Genomic DNA, 18,374 nt, shown 5'->3' with positions numbered 1-18,374 from the left:
AACGGGAGCTGTATGTCGATACCTAGTTTGAAGTCTTATCTTTCCATCTTCGCCACCGTGCTGCTGCTCGGTCAGGCGGTCCCTGCCGTGCAAGCGGCCGATCTGCCTGATTTCACCCAGCTGGTCGAACAAGCCTCGCCAGCGGTGGTAAACATCAGTACCACGCAGAAACTGCCGGACCGTCGAGTGAATCAGCAAATGCCGGACCTGGAAGGGCTGCCACCGATGCTGCGCGAGTTTTTCGAGCGCGGTATGCCGCCTCAGCAACGTTCGCCGCGTGATGGTCGCCAGCGTGAAGCGCAATCGCTGGGCTCGGGCTTCATCATTTCTCCGGATGGCTACATTCTCACCAATAACCATGTGATTGCCGATGCCGACGAAATTCTGGTTCGTCTGGCTGACCGCAGCGAAATGAAAGCCAAGCTGATCGGCACCGATCCACGCTCCGACGTGGCGCTGCTGAAAATCGAAGGCAAGGACTTGCCAGTACTCAAGCTCGGCAAATCCCAGGACCTCAAGGCCGGCCAGTGGGTAGTAGCGATCGGTTCGCCATTCGGTTTCGACCACACCGTGACCCAGGGCATTGTCAGCGCCGTGGGCCGCAGCCTGCCGAACGAAAACTATGTGCCGTTCATCCAGACTGACGTGCCCATCAACCCGGGTAACTCCGGTGGCCCGCTGTTCAACCTCAACGGTGAAGTGGTCGGGATCAACTCGCAGATTTACACCCGCTCCGGAGGTTTCATGGGCGTGTCGTTCGCCATCCCGATCGATGTGGCGATGGACGTTTCCAACCAACTGAAGAGCGGCGGCAAAGTCAGCCGTGGCTGGCTGGGCGTGGTGATTCAGGAAGTGAACAAGGATCTGGCGGAATCGTTTGGCCTGGATAAACCGGCCGGCGCACTGGTTGCGCAGATTCAGGATGACGGCCCGGCAGCCAAGGGTGGCCTGCAAGTGGGCGACGTGATTCTAAGCATGAACGGCCAGCCGATCGTCATGTCCGCTGACCTGCCGCATCTGGTCGGTGCCTTGAAGGCTGGCGCCAAAGCCAACCTGGAAGTGATTCGTGAAGGCAAGCGCAAAAACGTCGAGCTGACGGTGGGCGCGATCCCTGACGAGGACAAGGAGCTGGACGCGTTGGCGAAGTCTGGCGCTGAAAGCAGCAGCAACCGCCTCGGTGTGGCGGTAGGTGAGCTGACTGCCGAGCAGAAGAAAGCCTACGACCTCAAAGGCGGGGTGGTGATCAAGGAGGTGCAGGACGGACCTGCGGCCCTGATCGGTCTGCAGCCGGGTGATGTGATCACTCACCTGAACAATCAGGCGATCGGTTCGGCCAAGGAGTTCACCGACATCGCCAAGGCGTTGCCGAAGAACCGTTCGGTGTCGATGCGCGTTCTGCGTCAGGGTCGCGCCAGCTTCATTACCTTCAAACTGGCTGAATAAGCCGGCGGCAAGGTAAAAAGAAACCGCCTCGAAAGAGGCGGTTTTTTTGTGCTTGTAGCTTTTGTCTGACGCAGAAAATCTTCAGCCCATCATGTCCTTGATCATGCGTTCCTGCTCCATCAACTCCCGCTGGCGCGCGTCGATTCGCGAGGACAGAGGGAAGTTGTTGCCCGCCTTGCGCTTGGCGAAGTCCAGTTGCTGAATGGCCTGACGGTAATCGCCGACCAGCGCGAAGTATTCGGCCCGCGCCTGATGCAGGCCAATGATGTTGCCCGACAAGCCACGGGTTTCGGCCACCTGATACCAGACGTCCGGATCATCCGGGCGTGACTTGAGCAAACTGTCCAGGGCCTTCTCGGCCTCGGCGGCGCGATTTTGTTTCAGCAACAAATCGACGCGCACCTGATTCAGCGGATAGTTGCCCGGGAATTGCGTGAGCATGCGTTCAACCCGTGATTGGGCGTCGGGCAGGCGATTGTTGGTGATGTCCAGGTCGATCTGCGCGAGGTTGTAGATGATTTCGTTCGGCGATTTGACCAGCAACTGTTTGAGGTTTTCCCGTGCTTCATTCAATTGGCCGCCCTTGATCTGCGCGATCGCCAGGCCGTAGCGAGCGACGTCGTTTTGCGGGTGCTCATCCAGTTGCGCGCGGAAGCGCTTGGCGCCCAGGCCCGGGGTTTCTTCGTAGATCAACTGTACGCGTGCGCGAATCAACTGATAGCGCTTGGAGTCCTCGATACCGCCCGGTTTGGCCTGCTCGGCACGGTTGCGGGTGTCGGCAATCCGCGACTCGGTGACCGGGTGAGTCAGCAGGAACTCCGGCGGCTTGGCGTCGAAACGATACTGGCGCATCAGGCGTTCGAACATGGTCGGCATCGAGCGCGGGTCGTAACCGGCCTTTTCCAGGTTAAGAATGCCAATGCGATCGGCTTCCTGTTCATTCTGGCGCGAGAAGGTCCGTTGTGACTGGATCGCCGCTGCCTGGGTACCGGCGATGGTGGCAATTCCTGCGTCGCCGCCGCCGGCTGCGGCAATGACGATCCCGGCCAGCAGTGCGGCCATCATCGGCACCTGCATCCGCTGCGAGGCTTCAACGCCACGGGCGAAGTGGCGCTGCGACAAGTGAGCCAGTTCGTGGGCCAGTACCGAGGCGTATTCGCCCTCGGTCTGCGCGTTGAGGAACAGACCGCCATTGACCCCGACAACCCCGCCGGGGGCAGCGAAGGCGTTGAGTTGCGGACTGTTGATCAGGATGAATTCAAGGCGTCGGTCAGTGACCTGGCTGGTCTCCACCAGCTTGTAAACGCTGGATTCGACATAGTCCTTGAGCTGTGGATCATTGAGCTGGGAAACCTGGCTGCGCAACATGGCCAGCCAGGCGCGCCCGAGCTGATATTCCTGTTGTGGCGAGACAATGGCAGAACTGGCGTCGCCAAGTGACGGCAGATCGTCGGCAAAGCCCGGTGAGGCGAGCAGGCAAGCGAGCGTCAGCAGGGTAGGGCGCAGAAAAGTCATGCACAAAGCCTTAGAAGACAAAGACCTTACTGTAGCCGGACACCGAAGCTGCGACCAGATATTCTAGGTGGCCCGAATGACCTGAACGGAGTGCCGCAATGACTGACGCTGTAGCCCATGACGTGGAACTGGACGCCAGTGGCCTGAATTGTCCGTTGCCGCTGCTCAAGGCAAAAATGGAACTCAATAAACTGCAGAGCGGCGCTGTGCTCAAGGTGATCGCCACGGATGCTGGCTCGCAGCGTGACTTCCGTACCTTTGCCAAACTGGCCGGTCATGCGCTGCTGCGTGAAGAAGACGACGCTGGCGTCTACCGTTACTGGTTGAAAAAAGCCTGAAGCGACCGCGTTAAAAACCGAAGGGATTATTGATGTTCAAAGTGTTACGCGACTGGATTCAGCGTTATTTCTCCGATGAAGAAGCGGTGGTGCTGGCGGTGCTGCTGTTTCTCGCCTTCACCGCCGTGCTCACCCTTGGTGGCATGCTCGCGCCCGTGCTGGCGGGGATGGTGCTGGCCTATCTGATGCAAGGTCTGGTGGTCACGCTGGAGCGAATGCGTGTGCCCGGCGGCGTGGCGGTGGGGTTGGTGTTTGCGCTGTTCATGGGCGTGCTGATGCTGTTTATCGTCGTGGTGCTGCCGTTGCTGTGGCATCAGTTGATCACGCTGTTCAACGAACTGCCGGGCATGCTCGCCAAGTGGCAGTCGCTGTTGCTCTTGCTGCCAGAGCGCTATCCGCATCTGGTGTCTGACGAGCAGGTGTTGCAAGCCATCGAAGCGGCGCGGGGGGAGATCGGCAAGTTCGGGCAGTGGGCGCTGACGTTCTCGCTGTCGAGCCTGCCGTTGCTGGTGAACATCATGATCTATCTGGTGCTGGTGCCGATTCTGGTGTTCTTCTTCCTCAAGGATCGCGCAATGATCGGTGAGTGGGTGCGCGGTTATCTGCCTCGCGAGCGCGCGCTGATCACTCGGGTCGCCCAGGAAATGAACCGGCAGATCGCCAATTACATTCGGGGCAAAGGCATCGAAATCGTGATCTGCGGCGGCGTGACTTATATCGCCTTCATCGCCTTGGGCCTGAACTATGCGGCGCTGCTGGCGTTGCTGGTCGGATTGTCCGTGGTGGTGCCGTATGTCGGTGCCGTGGTCGTGACCGTGCCGGTCATGCTGATTGCCTTGTTCCAGTGGGGCTGGAGCGATCAGTTCATCTACCTGATGGCGGTCTACGGAATCATTCAGACGCTGGATGGCAACGTGCTGGTGCCATTGCTGTTTTCCGAAGCGGTCAATTTGCACCCGGTGGCGATCATCTGCGCAGTGCTGTTGTTCGGTGGGCTGTGGGGATTTTGGGGAGTGTTCTTTGCGATTCCGTTGGCGACGCTGTTCAAGGCTGTGCTTGATGCGTGGCCGCGCAAGGAGCCGGTGGTGGCGCCGTTGTTGTAGCGGTGATCTGGAATTTGTAGAGAAGCTATTCGCGAGCAGGCTCGCTCCCACCAATTGAAATGCAATCAACTGTGGGAGCGAGCCTGCTCGCGAAGGCGTCCGTGCAAACGACGCAGAAACTCAGGCGTTATTCAGAGCCTGAGCGGCAGCCAGCACGGCATCAACATGCCCCGGCACCTTCACGCCGCGCCATTCCTGACGCAGCACACCATCCTTGTCGATCAGGAAAGTGCTGCGATCAACGCCCAGGTATTCCTTGCCATACAGCTTCTTCAACTTGATCACGTCGAACAGCTGGCATACCGCCTCGTCCTTGTCGCTGATCAGCTCGAACGGGAATTCCTGTTTGCCTTTGAAGTTTTCGTGCGACTTCAAACTATCGCGAGAGATGCCGAAGACTTCAGTATTGGCAGCCTTGAACGCCGCATATTGATCCCGAAAACCCTGGCCTTCGGTGGTGCAGCCCGGGGTGCTGTCCTTGGGGTAGAAATAGATCACCACTTGCTTGCCCTGCAAGGCAGACAGGCTGACGGTTTGCCCGCTGGTGGCAGGCGCTTCGAAATCCGCAACCGGCTGGTCGATGACAACGGCCATTAAAGCTTCCTTACATTGGGTTTTGTGGGCGCCAGGGCTCGATCAGCGCATCCAGATTCATCGCATCGGCGAAATCGAGGAACTGATCGCGCAGCCAGCTGATCTGGGTGCCGGCCGGCAGGGTCACGGTGAATGTGGCGTTGAGCATGGTGCCACCGGTCTGTGGCGCCTGATAGGTATCGCAGGTCAGGTTTTCCAGTTCGACGTTGTGATCCATGAAGAACTGGCACAGCTCATTAATGATGTCCGGGCGATAGGCCGAGCTGACGTAAGCCACGTAGGGCAGGGCCTGTGGACGATTCTCCAGCGCCGCGCTGCGCACCACGTTGACGGTGAAGGCGTGACGCTTGGCGAGTACCGGCAGGCTGCCTTCCAGGCGAGCCAGGGCGTCCCAGCTACCGGAGACTTCCAGTACCAGAGCGCTGCACTCGCCGTGGCGGGTCAGGCGTGACGTGACTACGGCGCAGCGGTTTTCATGGCTGGCGCGGCACAGGACGTTGGTCAGCTCCATGGGGTTGGCGCCGAGGGCACTGATGACAAGGAATTGTTCGCGAACTGTGGGGGTGGACATGCAGCATTCCTAAAGCGATGAGCGGTCGGTAGGTTTACGCGCGTTGTCCGTCGGGGAAGTGCCTGAGCGTGCCGTTCCGTCAGTCCCGGCAAGCGCTCGCGGTTCGCTCCACGGTGGCGGGAGCGCGTCGAGGCGACGCAGGAACGGGGTCTGGGAGGCCGAAAAGGGAGGCTGGAACCCGGCGTACAAGCTGATCAGTACCGATCAAAGTCTGAAGGGTAGCGAAAAGCGGCGCCAAGGGGAATGGCGGCAGCGCAGTACTTCGCTTGTGCAAGCATCTTGGCGCCAGTACCATTACCGCTCTCTTTTTCCGGCAGGAGCGGTTTCATGATTGCGGGCAGTATGGTGGCACTGGTCACTCCCATGGATGCACAAGGGCGTCTGGACTGGGACAGCCTCAGCAAACTCGTGGACTTCCACCTCAAGAACGGCACCCATGCCATTGTCGCCGTCGGCACCACCGGCGAGTCGGCAACCCTTGATGTAGATGAACACATTGCCGTCATCAAAGCCGTGGTCAAACAGGTCGCCGGGCGTATTCCGGTCATCGCCGGCACGGGCGCCAACTCGACCCGCGAAGCCGTCGAGCTGACCCGCAATGCCAAGGAAGCCGGTGCCGATGCCTGCCTGCTGGTGGTTCCTTATTACAACAAGCCGACTCAGGAAGGCTTGTACCAGCACTTCAAGCACATCGCCGAAGCGGTCGACATTCCGCAGATTCTCTACAACGTTCCGGGCCGCACGTCTTGCGACATGCAGGCCGAGACCGTGATTCGCCTGTCCACCGTGCCGAATATCATCGGCATCAAGGAAGCGACCGGCGACCTGAAGCGAGCCAAAGCGATCATCGAGGGTGTGAGCGAGGATTTCATCGTGCTGTCCGGCGATGATCCGACCGCTGTCGAGCTGATCCTGCTGGGCGGCAAAGGCAACATCTCGGTGACCGCCAACGTCGCACCGCGTGAAATGGCCGACCTGTGTGAAGCCGCGCTCAAGGGTGACGCCGACACCGCGCGGGCCATCAATGAAAAACTGATGCCGCTGCACAAAGATCTGTTCATCGAAGCCAACCCGATTCCGGTGAAGTGGGCGCTGGTCGAGATGGGCCTGATGCACGAAGGCATCCGCCTGCCACTGACCTGGCTGAGCACACCTTGTCATGAAACGCTTCGCACGGCCCTGCGCCAGTGCAGCGTCCTGGTTTAATTGAGGAAGTACAACGCATGAAGCGAATGGCCGGACTTTCCGCACTTGCCTTGATTATCTCCAGCACCAGCGGCTGCGGATGGATCTGGGGTCCGGAAGGTTATTTCCGCGACCGTGGTAGCGATTACCTGCAAGCGCAACAGACTGCACCGATGCAACTGCCACCGGATGTCAGCACCTCCAAGCGTCTGGATCCGCTGTTGCCGATCCCGCGTAACGTCGCCGACGACACCGCCAAGGGCGAATACATCGTGCCGCGTCCGCAGCCGTTGTCCGCTGTTGCCGATGCCAGCGATTACTCGCTGCAAAAGAGCGGTGACTCGCGTTGGGTCGTCGCCCAGCATCCCCCGGCCGAAGTCTGGCCTGTGGCGGTGCAGTTCTTCCAGGACAACGGTTTCCGCCTGGACGAGCAGCGCCCGCAGACCGGCGAATTCACCACCACCTGGCAGCATTCCGACGAAATGTCGGCGTCCATGGCCAAGCGCCTGAGCGCCGCCGGCATCGCCAGCGACAGCGAAACCCGTGTGCGCGTGCGCATCGAACCGGGCGTGCAGCGCAACACCAGTGAAATCTACGTGGTCAGCGCCGAGCGTCCTGCCGGCAGCACGGCCGACGTCGCGTTCACCAACCGTTCGGTCAACACTGGCCTGGACGCTGCGCTGGTCGACGACATGCTCGCGAGCATGAGCCGTACTTCCGAGAAGGGCGGTTCGGTGTCGATGCTGGCATCGCGTGATTTCGACGCGCCGAGCCGTGTCAGCCTCAGCGAAGACGGCAGTGGCAACCCGGTGTTGAACGTCGGCACCGATCTGGACCGTGCCTGGTCGAGCGTCGGTCGCGCGCTGGAACAAGGCGAATGGCGCGTTGAAGACATCAACCGCAGCCTGGGCCTGTACTACATCAACCTGGCCGAAAAAGCCGAGAAGAAAGACGACAAGCCTGGTTTCTTCAGCAGCCTGTTCGGCAGCGCGCCGAGCAAGGAAGAAGTCGAAGCCCGCGCCGAGCGCTATCAGGTGCGCCTGAGCAAGGTCGGCGAGAACATTCAGGTGACCGTCGAGAAAAACATCAACACCGTGGCACCGGCTGACGTTGCCCGTAAAGTGTTGAGCGTGATTCAGGACAACCTGGGCTGATCGACCATGCGTTTTGCCGTTCTCGGCAGCGGTAGCCAAGGGAACGGCACGCTGATCGCCAGTGCTGATACGTATGTGCTGGTGGATTGTGGTTTTTCCCTGCGGGAAACCGAAAAACGCCTGCTGCGCTTGGGTGTGCACCCGGCGCAACTGAGCGCGATACTCGTAACCCACGAACATGCCGACCACGTGCATGGCGTGGGTTTGCTGTCTCGGCGCTACAATCTGCCGGTCTACCTCAGTCGCGGCACACTGCGCGGGATGCGCAAACCGATTGAACCCGCAGGCTTGCTGGCCGGCGGCGAGCAACTGCAGATCGGCGCACTGAACATCGGGGTCATTGCCGTGGCCCATGATGCGCAGGAACCGACCCAGTATGTCTTCAGCGATCATGAACAGCGGCGCTTCGGCCTGCTGACCGATCTGGGGTCCTACTGCGAGCGGGTGCTGGACGGTTATCGGGACCTCGATGCGTTGATGATCGAGTCCAACCATTGTCGCGACATGCTGGCGCGCGGGCACTATCCGTACTTTCTCAAGCAGCGGGTGGGCGGCGAGCTGGGACATTTGAACAACCATCAGGCGGCATTCCTGGTGGCCGAGTTGGGCTGGCAGGGGCTGCAACACCTGGTCCTGGCCCATCTGAGCAGCAAGAACAACCTGCCGCAGCTGGCCCGGCAATGTTTTGTCGACACCCTCGGGTGCGACCCGGACTGGCTGCAACTGGCCGATCAAGATTCAGGGCTCGACTGGCGCCACATCGCCTAGCCCACCTACTTAGCAAGCGGAGCCCATCATGGAAAAACGTGAAGAACTCTACCGCGGCAAAGCCAAATCGGTTTACAAGACCGACGACGCTGACCGCTTGATCCTGCTGTTTCGCAACGACACCTCGGCGTTCGACGGCAAGCGCATCGAACAGCTCGATCGCAAAGGTATGGTGAACAACAAGTTCAACGCCTTCATCATGCAAAAGCTCGAAGCGGCCGGCATTCCGACCCAGTTCGACAAACTGCTCGGCGACAACGAATGCCTGGTGAAGAAGCTCGACATGATCCCGGTTGAATGCGTCGTGCGTAACTACGCCGCCGGCAGCCTGGTCAAGCGTCTGGGCGTCGAGGAGGGCATGAAGCTCAATCCGTACACCTTCGAACTGTTCCTCAAGGACGACGCCAAGGGCGACCCGTTCATCAACGAATCCCACGTCGTGGCATTCGGCTGGGGCACCGCCGAACAACTGGCACGCATGAAAGAACTGTCGCTCAAGGTTAACGAAGTCCTGAGCAAACTGTTCGACGACGCCGGCCTGCTGCTGGTCGACTTCAAGCTTGAATTCGGCGTGTTCAGCGACGGCTCCATCGTCCTGGGTGACGAGTTCAGCCCGGACGGCTGCCGTCTGTGGGACAAGGACACCAAGAAGAAAATGGACAAGGACCGCTTCCGCCAAGGCCTCGGTGACGTCATTGAAGCCTACGAAGAAGTCGCCAATCGTCTGGGTGTACCGCTTTAATCGACGCAAGCATCTGATAGCACGAAGAAATTTTCGAAAGAGGGTTTGCTTTCGGTAGAAGTGTTGTTATGATGCGCGCCGTTGGAGAGATGCCAGAGTGGCCGAATGGGACGGATTCGAAATCCGTTGTACCTTCACCGGTACCTAGGGTTCGAATCCCTATCTCTCCGCCATTATTGAAACAAGACGAAGCCCCCGTAATCATTGCTGATTACGGGGGCTTTTTCGTTTCTGGCGTTTTGTTGAGGACGTTTGTAGGACATATGCCAATTACGTACTCTTTGCGCTTTCAAAGCACTTGGCTGGCCTCATCGTTCAGTCAACCGAAATGCTTGCGTCTGTGACAGTTCGGACAGAGGGCAATTGCGTTCTCGACTGTGTCATTACCGTCATCCGCCAAGCGAACTATGTGGTGCACCTCAAGGTAAGCGGTGCCATTTGATCGCCGATTGAAGGGCGCTGGCTCACCGCAGCCTTCGCATGCACCTTGAGCCCTATTCAGAACCTCCACAATGACATCAGCATTACGGTAATAGTCATGCACGATACGTACGGTTCGTTTCGGCTTTGTGATTGCGACAGCCAACCTCTGGCGTCGAAGGACCGCATCATCTGCAGATGCTTTACGTACTCGACTTTCAAGATCGAGGTCGGAGTGGGAAATTTGTGCCGAAACTGCAAGCCGCATTTGGAACTCTTGGAGCAGAGCTTGTAAGGCGATGAGATTTTTTCCGCGACCAGCAAAGTAGTCCAAATGTCCTTTTACGGATTGCAGGGCAGTGAGCAAATTATTCGCCCCGACAGATGCGACAGTTTCTAATATCGCTCGGACAGCATGTACAGCTACGGTTGCTTTCCAAGGTGTACCGCGTCGTAGGTGCGGATAGCAATTTAAGTAAGCGTTGGCAGTGTGCGGCGCGAACTGGTGAATGGTTGTTAAAAGATTGAATGCCGCCGCGCGCCGTAAGTGACCGCTTTCCACTCGTTGTGCGAGATCCAGCGCAATTGCAGCATCTGCTTCTGAAACAAAGTTGCGGGACATAAAATGCTCTCTGGGAACGAGGGTCGTATTTCCACCTAAGAAAACTTGGCTGAAACTGTCATTGGGACGCCAAGAGGAACAGGATGCCGTGTGGTGAGTTGACCGAGTTCCGCATGACGTTCACCCTGCGTTTCCCACTTAAGTGGCATTAAAGTGGGATCGCTGCTACCGGGTGGCGACGTCAAGCGCAAGCCAGGCTGTGCCAGCTCAGGTTGGTCCCCCAAGGGGGACTACTGAGGCTTGAGGGATTTCGCAAGCTCCTTCCAAATGTAACCATAGCTGTAGCGTAGCCATGTGACCTTTAACAGATGGAAGCTACGGCCTAGCCAGCTGGCTTTCCGCGCTTTAAGTTCTTCGGCGATTTCCTTTAGTAGCCATTCATCCTGAAAACCACTCCAAACTGGCGGGACGGGGGTTTCAAGGTTGCTGAAACATACAGGCGCGACCTCAGAGTACAGGATGTCCTCAACAACCTTTGGGTCAAAGCCTCGGATTCGCTCTGCAATGGAGGCATAGTCAACAGTACTGTCCACGAAGGCTTCTGCCAGCGCAATTTGGATACGTGCTCGATCCGCGTCAGTTAGAATATATCCCAATGGGCCAGCTCCTCTAACTCTGCGTCGAACGTGTCAGCCGCAACCCCGCCGGCAATGCCACCGGCGATGCTTCCAATTAGAACAACTGCTATGGCGCAGGCCGGAGCTCCTGGCCCACAGATAGCGGATACCCCCAAACCTGCCAGAAATCCACCCGCTGCACCTCCACCCAGAATCGTGGCTTGACGAGCCGTTTCCTTGGCCTTGTCGTCTGCATTCAGTATCTGATATGTAGCCAATACCGCTGTCAGGACAATACCAACCTTGCCCATGACAGACATGATTTTGGTTCCAGCGGTGAACTTGGCGTTAGCGCTGCCTGATCGTTCCAGAGCTCTGTACAAGACCTCTTTCTGTTGCGCTTTTGAAAGCTGGTCGTAGTTCTTTTTGAATTGAGCTTGCGATTTTTTCGTTCAGAATCTCGTTGTATGTTCGGCCGTTTTTTTTCTTTTTTTCCGCGATGGCCAAGCCCTGTGCAGAGGTCATCTTGCGGTGTTCGAACATAATTTTATTGCGCATTTCGTTGCTGAACCTGGTCGCATCTTCAACGCTGATATTACCGGCTTTCACATCGGCAAATATTTGTTGAGACATTCGTCGAATATTGCGCTCGTAGTTAGCGCGGACACGTTCATCTTTAATGGCATCAGTTGCGAAGCGACTGGCTGCCCCTTCCATGCCAGCGACGGCCATCTCAAGGGGAGAGCGCTCGAGCGTATGTTCACTTTTGACGATATAACTTCCAGTTACCAGGTTTGGTTCCGTCACAAGAATATCCTTATCCCAAGATGTCATTCAGCAGCCCGTCAATACCTGCGGTTGTGCATGTATTTTCGTGATGGGCGAATGCCAAGGTATGGCACGTTTTTCCGGTGGGGTTGGTGAATTTGACCGAGTTGTTTGCGTCAAAGACGCCGGGCATGGAGGAGCCATCGTCAAAGTGTGCCGTACAGGCAAGCCCTTGATAGCTTTCTTTCGCAGGTATTCTAAAGCCGATCCAGTTCCCGTGGAGGACCATGGGCGTAGGCGGAATAAAGGGGGCTGGGGTATGTGAGCTTCCGATAATGACCGTACCCGAGCCGCCGATCACGACGTCTCCATGGTTACCGACAGTGCCGACTAGCGCAGCATTTTGGCCGTTAATAAACACTGTGGAAGACACTGCCGAGGTTAACGCACTACCGCAGGTGCACTTATCATCTTTGCGAGCGGCTGCAAGACCGTCGAAAAACACATTAGGAGATCCGGACGCGATAGCTTTCGGTCCGTGTCCAGGGATGGGACAACTGGTTGGGTCGGTGATGCGCGCTGCTGGCTTTGCCATGATTGACTCCCTGTCAGTGAAATAACGGGATGACTGTATCAAACTTCCTTTGAAGAGTGGCTTGCGGAGATGCGAGGTTGTGTCCAAGGAATGGGCGTGAAAATGAGCCAGGGCTACTCGCCCTGATAAATACTTGGGGCAAAAATGGGGACTGACGCCAACCAGTGCCGTTCAATGCCAGATAGGTTATTGGCGTCTGACGGCTCGCGGGTTGGATCGATGGGGTTCGAATCCCTATCTCTCCGCCATACATAGAAAAAGCCCCGTAGATGAAAATCTACGGGGCTTTTTCGTATTCGTTGTCTCGTCAGCCAACCGGGCGCTGACGTAGCCAGCGCCCACAGCGATCAACGCAGATCGATCTCGCTGAATTTGAGGGTGAGGGTTTCATCATTCAGATCGTTGAATACAAGCTTGACGGCGGGAGCCTTGGTCAGCTTGCTGTTGCTTTGCTGAAAGATCAGCGTGACCCGCGTCGGAACGTTGCGGATCAGCTGGAACCGCAGCCACGCGCGGTCTTCAACCTGGCCGACTCGAATTGATTCGAACTTTAGCGGGCCACCCGATTCGTCGAAGAGGCGGGTGCTTTCGTCGAAGCGGAAACTGCGATCGACGTTCAGGTTCGTCAGCTCGAACGTACACGTTGGCAACCGGCCGATATTTTCACAGCCATCCAGCTCAATGCGGACGTTGTCCAAGACTTCCATTCGCTTGCCGAGCAGGTTGCTGCCCTCGTTCTCCACGATTTTTGACTGCAGTTTCGCGAATTCGAATGAGGGTTTGGCGTATTCCGTGCCGAGAATAAAAAAACCGAATGAAATACCGGCAATGATCAGAAACTGCAGGCTTCCTCTAATCAGGGGCGTGAAATTGCGAATTTGCCATCCGATCGACACAGCGCCCAGAAACATGAAGGTGCTGACGAGCAAGACGACATTTTTCCAACTGATGAAGCTGAAGCCAAAGACGCTCGGGTCTGGCACGGCGTAGGTGATCAGTGCCCACATGCCGCTGAGTAAAACAGCCAGCCCGGCCATGCCTCGCGTTATAAGGGAAGTGAGTTTCTGTGTCCGGGAGACAGGAGCTGAAAGATCTTGGGGGAGGGTCAACGTTACGAACTCCTTTCGTAGCCTGATCACGTATCCATGAGGGTGACTGTCGGGCCGATGAGACGAAATCCCTGGCGTCAGGGATCGGTGATTTGTGGCAGGTAGCCATTATCCATCTGCAACGGTCTGGGTAAAGTCGTATCTTGGTCGATTGAAAACCTGGCGGGGTGCGGAACGCGATATCCGAGTGCTGCCTACATTGATAGGCAGCACGTTTGCGCTTAGATCTCCTTTATCGGCGTCTCCCCCTGCACAGCCTTGATCAACCCGATCACGTGCAAACAGTCAGCCTTGTTCACATAAGATTCGCCGCTGGCGAGGGTCTCGTGATTGCCTGCTCGTAGCCGCCAGCGCCATTGGCCTTTGCCGGTGCTTGGGGTGCCTCTGGATTGTCGGTAAATCTCGAAATACATTCGGTTCGCTCCCTGCGATTTGTCGGTGCAACAGCCTGTGTGGTGCACCGACGCAAGACTAGCCGAGCGAGGTTTTTTGGCTATCGAGGATTTGTTTCCAATCGTTCGCGAATGTTTCTGAAGGGCGCATTCCAGAGTGCGTGGATTGACCTCTGGATTGGCCAATATGACGCCGTCCGGCGCTTGCAACCGAGAGGACGCTACTGCTTAATACGGGACGGCTCATGGCGTCGGCAAGTGATCGGCGACCGATAAACACTATAAGAAGAGCACTCCTTTGACTGAGCATGGAACGCAGCAGGCCGCTCGGGTGGCGTTGTCACTGGTTGTCCCGGTTTTTAACGAGGAGGACAGCCTCGACCGGTTTCTCGCGCGCATCGATCAGGTCTTTGCGGCGCAAGCGCTGATCGATCTTGAATTGGTGTTTATCAACGACGGCAGCACCGATGCCACCCTCGAGCGTTTGCTTGAGCATCAGCGCCGCGATTCGCGCCTGCGCATCGTCGATTTGAGTCGCAACTTCGGCAAGGAAGCAGCGTTGTCCGCCGGTTTGCAGATGGCGACCGGGCAGGTCGTGGTGCCGATCGACGCCGACCTGCAGGATCCGCCCGAAGTCATCCTGCAGATGATCGAGCGCTGGCGTGAGGGCTATGAAGTCGTACTCGGCCATCGCATCAGCCGCCACAGCGATACCTGGGCCAAGCAGACGTCGGCGCACTGGTTCTATCGCCTGCACAACCGCATTGCCGAACAGCCATTGCCCGAAAACGTCGGCGATTTTCGTCTGATGGACCGCTGCGTGGTTGATGCTCTGCTGACCTTGCCCGAGTCGCGACGCTTCATGAAAGGCCTGTTTGCCTGGGTCGGCTTCCGCACCACTCACGTCGATTACGAGCGCCCCGAGCGCGTGGCGGGGCACAGCAAGTTCAACGGCTGGCGCTTGTGGAACTTCGCGCTGGAAGGCATCACCAGTTTCAGCACCGAACCGCTGCGGATCTGGACCTATGTGGGCGCCGCGGTGTCGCTGGTGTCCTTTGCCTTCGCCATGTTCATTGTGCTGCGCACGCTGATTCATGGGGTCGACATGCCGGGGTACGCCTCGCTGATGGTTGCCGTGACCTTTCTCGGCGGCCTGCAATTGATCGGCATTGGCATCCTCGGCGAATACCTGGGCCGTACGTATATCGAATCCAAACGCCGGCCGGTTTTTCTGGTGCGTCGCGTCTATGACCCGAAGGACTGAAACATGGATCTCAAGGAAACCGACATCCTCGGCGGCAGCATCGACGAGCATTGGTATTACTGCTCCAAGGCCGCCGCCACCCGACGGTTGCTGGGCGATGAGCCGATCAGGCGCATTCTTGATGTCGGTGCCGGGTCGGGGTTTTTCTCCCACCATCTGCTGACCCATACCGATGCGCAGGAAGCGTGGTGTGTGGACATCAGTTATCCCGCCGACTCCAGCGCTACCACCGCGGGCAAACCCGTGCATTACCGTCGCGGGATCGATGCCATCGACGCCGACCTGGTGCTGCTGATGGACGTGTTGGAGCATGTCGATGATGACCTCGGTCTGCTCAAGGCTTACGTCGACAAAGTGCCGTCGGGCAGTCGTTTTCTCATGACCGTGCCGGCGTTCCAGTTTCTGTGGAGCGGTCACGATGACTTCCTTGAGCACAAGCGTCGCTACACCCTGGCGCAATTCGAAACACTGGCCCGTGACGCCGGGCTGACGGTGCGGCGCGGTGCCTATTATTTCGGTGCGGTGTTTCCTTTGGCGGCGGCGTTGCGCTTATTGCCGCAAGGTCGGCAGGCAGCGGAGCCACGTTCGCAGCTCAAGCGCCATCACCCGTTGGTGAACGCGGCGCTGAAGACGCTTTGCCGGGTGGAGCTGCCGTTGCTGAGTCTGAATCGTCTGGCCGGCCTGAGCGTCTTTGTGCTGGCGCAGAAACCGTGACATCCAGTGAAAAGTCAGCTCTGATCCAGCGTGGTCTGCGTTTCGCGGTGACCGGCTTGTTCGTCACCGCCCTGCATGCACTGGTGGCCGTGCTGTTCATCAATTTTGTTGTCGCGCTGCCGCCCCTCGCCAACGGCGTGGCCTTTGTTGTGGCGACGGTGGTGTCGTATGTGATCAACACCACCTGGAGCTTTTCCGCCCGATTGCAGGGCCGCACCCTCTGGCGTTTCCTCGCCGTGTCGGCATGTGGTTTTGTGTTGGCGATGTTTGTCGCCTGGGCCGCGCAGGTGGCCGGCCTCCACTACGGGTTGGGCATTGGCGCCGTGGCGCTGACCATCCCGGCATTCACGTTTGTCCTGCACAACTTCTGGACGTACCGATGAAGGAATGGAACAAGTCTCCAGCCCTGGCGATTTTGCCGTTGTTATTGGGAGCGCTGGCATTTCTCCTGGTGATCGGCCCGCGCGCACTGGATCCGCAAAACATCGCCTGGCTCGCCGAAGGGGATCCGGCGACGCATTATCTGGGGTGGGTATTTTTCCGTCATTCACCGTGGACGTTCCCGCTTGGACTCAATCCTTCCTATGGGATGGAATTGGGCAGCGCGATTATTTTTTCTGACTCCAATCCGTTATTGGCGCTGCTGTTCAAACCGTTCAACCAGTGGTTGCCTGAGACGTTCCAGTATTTCGGCATCTGGCTGCTGGCCTGTTTTGTTCTGCAAGCCTGGTTCGCCTGGAAACTGCTCGGTCTGATGACGGCAAACCCGCTGCTTCGCCTACTGGGCGCAGGGCTGTTGGTATTTTCCCCTCCGATGTTTGTCCGTACCGGCGGGCATTTATCCCTGGCCGGGCATTTTCTGATTCTGGCCGCGCTGTACTTCGCGCTACGTCCGTCCCTGCAGCGACGGCGTCTGGCCTGGGGCGTCTTGCTGTCGGCTACAGCGCTGGTGCACGCTTACTTGTTGGTGATGGTCGCACTGATCTGGGTTGCCGATGTGTTGGGCAAAGTCACGGCCGCCAAATTGACTCGACGGCAGGGGCTGATCGAGTTCGGCGGTCTGTTCGCGCTGGTCAGCGTGTGTTGTTGGCAGGCGGGTTACTTCAGCATTGTCGATGGCGCCGGTGGTGGTGGTTTCGGCTGGTATCGGATGAACCTGCTGGCATTGTTCGACGCCGATGGGTGGTCGCTCCTTTTACCGGACATCAAGACGGCCGGCGGCGACTACGAGGGCTTCAACTATCTGGGGCTCGGCGCGCTGCTGCTGTTGCCCTTGGCGGTGTTGGCGTTGTTCTCCGCGCGCATCGACGGCAAGGCGCTGCTGCGCAGTTATCCATGGCTGTTGTTGGCGATGCTTGGGCTGAGTCTGTTTGCGTTGTCCAATCAGATCGGCGTAGGCCTGCACACGTTCAGTTATCCGCTGCCCAAAACCATCGAGGGCCTGGCGAGTATTTTTCGTGCCTCGGGGCGCATGTTCTGGCCGGTGTTCTACGGCATTGTTCTGTTGCTGATCTATCTGGTGGTCCGCGGCTACCGGCCGGCCATTGCCATGGCCCTGCTGGCCATGGCGCTGACCGCGCAAGTGCTCGACACCCGCTTGGCCTGGGCCGGTTTGCGTGCGGCAAAAATGCTGCCGCCGAGCGCCGCCTGGGCCAGTCCGATGCGCGATCCGTTTTGGGCCAGCGCTGCCGCTCACTACCGGAATATTCGCGTGCTGGCGCCGCAGAACCAGGCAGAGCGCTGGCAGGTCATCGCTGATTTCGCCGGGCGGCATCGATTGAAAACCGATGCGGTGTACATGGGACGGGTGAGCCCTTCGGCACTCGCCGAAGCCCAGCGCGAGGCCCGGCGTCGTCTCGAGTCCGGGCAGTATGAGGCCGACTCGCTGTACATCCTTGACGACGACTCCCTCGACCTCGCCAGCAAAACCCTTCGCAGCGATACCGACTTGCTGACTCGGGTCGACGATTTTGTCGTGCTCGCGCCGGGCTGGAAACGCTGCGAGCGATGTCTGCCGATGGCTGATGAAGGTCGCGCGATTTCCTCCCTTGTGCTGAGCCGTCCGGGACTGGTGCACACGTACGATCGCAAGAGTCGGCAATTGGTCAGCGGTTGGGGCGCTCCAGAGACCTGGGGGACCTGGAGCGAGGGGACAGAGGCGCACATTGCGTTACGCGTTGCCCCGCAAACGCAATCGATCGTCATCGAAGCGCTGGCATTCGCCTTGCCTCCTGGCCTCAGTCAACGTGTCATCGTCAGCATCGATGGCGTTGAGGTGCTGTCGACGCGCCTGACCCAGGCTCAGGGCAATCGACTGCAAATCCCCCTGAGCGCGGCGATCCGCCAAACCCTGGCGCAGGACGCTACGCTGAGGCTCCAGATACAGCTTCCTGACGCCGCCAGCCCGCGCAGTCTGGGGGCCAACGATGATGCTCGCGTCATGGGCATCGGTATCAAGACCCTGACCGTGCAATGAGCGCGAGCGGGGCGCGTAAAGGTTAATGGACGCCAGCCCGGCAG

At 58.3% G+C, this 18,374-nt stretch carries 19 protein-coding genes, 1 tRNA gene and 1 pseudogene; 12 read left to right on the top strand and 9 right to left on the bottom strand.

The genetic code is table 11. The features are described from left to right. Nucleotides 1-12: 12 nt before the first annotated feature. Complete coding sequence (locus tag HU739_RS10770) at nt 13-1,443, top strand: DegQ family serine endoprotease (protein ID WP_186548878.1); 1,431 nt, start codon at nt 13-15, stop codon at nt 1,441-1,443. An 81-nt stretch (nt 1,444-1,524) separates the two neighbouring features. Here HU739_RS10770 and HU739_RS10765 read toward each other — a convergent pair whose 3' ends face one another. Continuing rightward, nucleotides 1,525-2,958 (bottom strand): M48 family metalloprotease, encoded by a 1,434-nt coding sequence (locus HU739_RS10765; protein WP_186548876.1) that lies wholly within the window; start codon nt 2,956-2,958, stop codon nt 1,525-1,527. Between the two features lie 98 nt (nt 2,959-3,056). Between HU739_RS10765 and HU739_RS10760 the strand changes: the two genes are divergently transcribed. Both HU739_RS10760 and HU739_RS10755 read left to right on the top strand, forming a co-directional pair. After that, a complete protein-coding gene (locus tag HU739_RS10760; protein WP_186548874.1) occupies nt 3,057-3,296 on the top strand; it encodes a sulfurtransferase TusA family protein in 240 nt (79 codons plus the stop codon). Between the two features lie 32 nt (nt 3,297-3,328). Then, the gene (locus tag HU739_RS10755; protein WP_186548872.1) at nt 3,329-4,399 is read left to right on the top strand and encodes an AI-2E family transporter; all 1,071 of its coding nucleotides are present in this window, start codon (nt 3,329-3,331) and stop codon (nt 4,397-4,399) included. Between the two features lie 120 nt (nt 4,400-4,519). Here HU739_RS10755 and HU739_RS10750 read toward each other — a convergent pair whose 3' ends face one another. Together HU739_RS10750 and HU739_RS10745 are read right to left on the bottom strand one after the other, a co-directional pair. After that, on the bottom strand, nt 4,520-4,993 hold the full coding sequence (locus HU739_RS10750) for a peroxiredoxin (protein ID WP_186548870.1): 474 nt from the start codon (nt 4,991-4,993) through the stop codon (nt 4,520-4,522). Between the two features lie 10 nt (nt 4,994-5,003). Next, nucleotides 5,004-5,564: a glycine cleavage system protein R gene (locus HU739_RS10745; RefSeq protein ID WP_007958014.1), complete on the bottom strand. Its 561-nt coding sequence runs from the start codon at nt 5,562-5,564 to the stop codon at nt 5,004-5,006. 327 nt (nt 5,565-5,891) lie between these two features. Between HU739_RS10745 and dapA the strand changes: the two genes are divergently transcribed. From dapA to HU739_RS10720, 5 genes are all read left to right on the top strand, one after another. Next, nucleotides 5,892-6,770: a 4-hydroxy-tetrahydrodipicolinate synthase gene (dapA, locus tag HU739_RS10740; RefSeq protein ID WP_186548868.1), complete on the top strand. Its 879-nt coding sequence runs from the start codon at nt 5,892-5,894 to the stop codon at nt 6,768-6,770. 17 nt (nt 6,771-6,787) lie between these two features. Next, a complete protein-coding gene (gene bamC, locus HU739_RS10735; protein WP_186548866.1) occupies nt 6,788-7,903 on the top strand; it encodes an outer membrane protein assembly factor BamC in 1,116 nt (371 codons plus the stop codon). A gap of 6 nt (nt 7,904-7,909) precedes the next feature. Continuing rightward, entirely contained in the window at nt 7,910-8,671 is a 762-nt protein-coding gene (locus HU739_RS10730; RefSeq protein ID WP_186548864.1) for an MBL fold metallo-hydrolase, read from the top strand. Between the two features lie 28 nt (nt 8,672-8,699). Beyond that, entirely contained in the window at nt 8,700-9,413 is a 714-nt protein-coding gene (gene purC, locus HU739_RS10725) for a phosphoribosylaminoimidazolesuccinocarboxamide synthase (protein ID WP_007963288.1), read from the top strand. A gap of 83 nt (nt 9,414-9,496) precedes the next feature. Then, a tRNA-Ser gene (locus HU739_RS10720) sits at nt 9,497-9,586 on the top strand. A gap of 146 nt (nt 9,587-9,732) precedes the next feature. Here the strand turns inward: HU739_RS10720 and HU739_RS26725 are convergent. The 6 genes and pseudogenes from HU739_RS26725 to HU739_RS10690 all read right to left on the bottom strand — a co-directional run bounded on the left by HU739_RS26725 (nt 9,733) and on the right by HU739_RS10690 (nt 13,897). After that, nucleotides 9,733-10,455, bottom strand: a complete 723-nt coding sequence (locus HU739_RS26725; RefSeq protein ID WP_225922824.1) for an HNH endonuclease — start codon at nt 10,453-10,455, stop codon at nt 9,733-9,735. Between the two features lie 230 nt (nt 10,456-10,685). Then, nucleotides 10,686-11,051, bottom strand: a complete 366-nt coding sequence (locus HU739_RS10710) for a DUF7079 family protein (protein ID WP_186548862.1) — start codon at nt 11,049-11,051, stop codon at nt 10,686-10,688. Beyond that, nucleotides 11,036-11,819: pseudogene (locus HU739_RS10705) on the bottom strand (hypothetical protein). The gene HU739_RS10710 and the pseudogene HU739_RS10705 overlap by 16 nt, the downstream one beginning before the upstream one ends. A gap of 10 nt (nt 11,820-11,829) precedes the next feature. Then, nucleotides 11,830-12,375 carry a PAAR domain-containing protein gene (locus tag HU739_RS10700; protein WP_186548860.1) on the bottom strand — a complete coding sequence of 182 codons (546 nt, stop codon included), beginning with the start codon at nt 12,373-12,375 and terminating at the stop codon, nt 11,830-11,832. Nucleotides 12,376-12,722: 347 nt separating this feature from the next. Next, nucleotides 12,723-13,484: a hypothetical protein gene (locus HU739_RS10695; RefSeq protein ID WP_186548857.1), complete on the bottom strand. Its 762-nt coding sequence runs from the start codon at nt 13,482-13,484 to the stop codon at nt 12,723-12,725. 221 nt (nt 13,485-13,705) lie between these two features. Beyond that, nucleotides 13,706-13,897 (bottom strand): YegP family protein, encoded by a 192-nt coding sequence (locus HU739_RS10690; RefSeq protein WP_186548855.1) that lies wholly within the window; start codon nt 13,895-13,897, stop codon nt 13,706-13,708. 277 nt (nt 13,898-14,174) lie between these two features. Here HU739_RS10690 and HU739_RS10685 point away from each other — a divergent pair, with 277 nt between their 5' ends. Genes HU739_RS10685 through HU739_RS10670 form a run of 4 tightly spaced genes read left to right on the top strand, consistent with a single transcriptional unit; the run spans nt 14,175 to nt 18,330 of the window. After that, complete coding sequence (locus HU739_RS10685) at nt 14,175-15,140, top strand: glycosyltransferase family 2 protein (RefSeq protein ID WP_186548853.1); 966 nt, start codon at nt 14,175-14,177, stop codon at nt 15,138-15,140. Between the two features lie 3 nt (nt 15,141-15,143). Then, complete coding sequence (locus HU739_RS10680; protein WP_186548851.1) at nt 15,144-15,854, top strand: class I SAM-dependent methyltransferase; 711 nt, start codon at nt 15,144-15,146, stop codon at nt 15,852-15,854. Further along, a complete protein-coding gene (locus tag HU739_RS10675; protein WP_186548849.1) occupies nt 15,851-16,237 on the top strand; it encodes a GtrA family protein in 387 nt (128 codons plus the stop codon). The genes HU739_RS10680 and HU739_RS10675 overlap by 4 nt, the downstream gene beginning before the upstream one ends. Continuing rightward, nucleotides 16,234-18,330, top strand: coding sequence for a DUF6311 domain-containing protein (locus HU739_RS10670; protein WP_186548847.1), 2,097 nt, complete (start codon nt 16,234-16,236; stop codon nt 18,328-18,330). Before HU739_RS10675 ends, HU739_RS10670 begins: the two co-directional genes overlap by 4 nt. Nucleotides 18,331-18,374 lie beyond the last annotated feature (44 nt).

It is taken from the genome of Pseudomonas hamedanensis, assembly GCF_014268595.2.
Lineage (GTDB): Bacteria > Pseudomonadota > Gammaproteobacteria > Pseudomonadales > Pseudomonadaceae > Aquipseudomonas > Aquipseudomonas hamedanensis.
The sequence above is the reverse complement of the archived record's forward strand: the minus strand, read 5'-3'. Positions and strand labels throughout refer to the sequence as shown.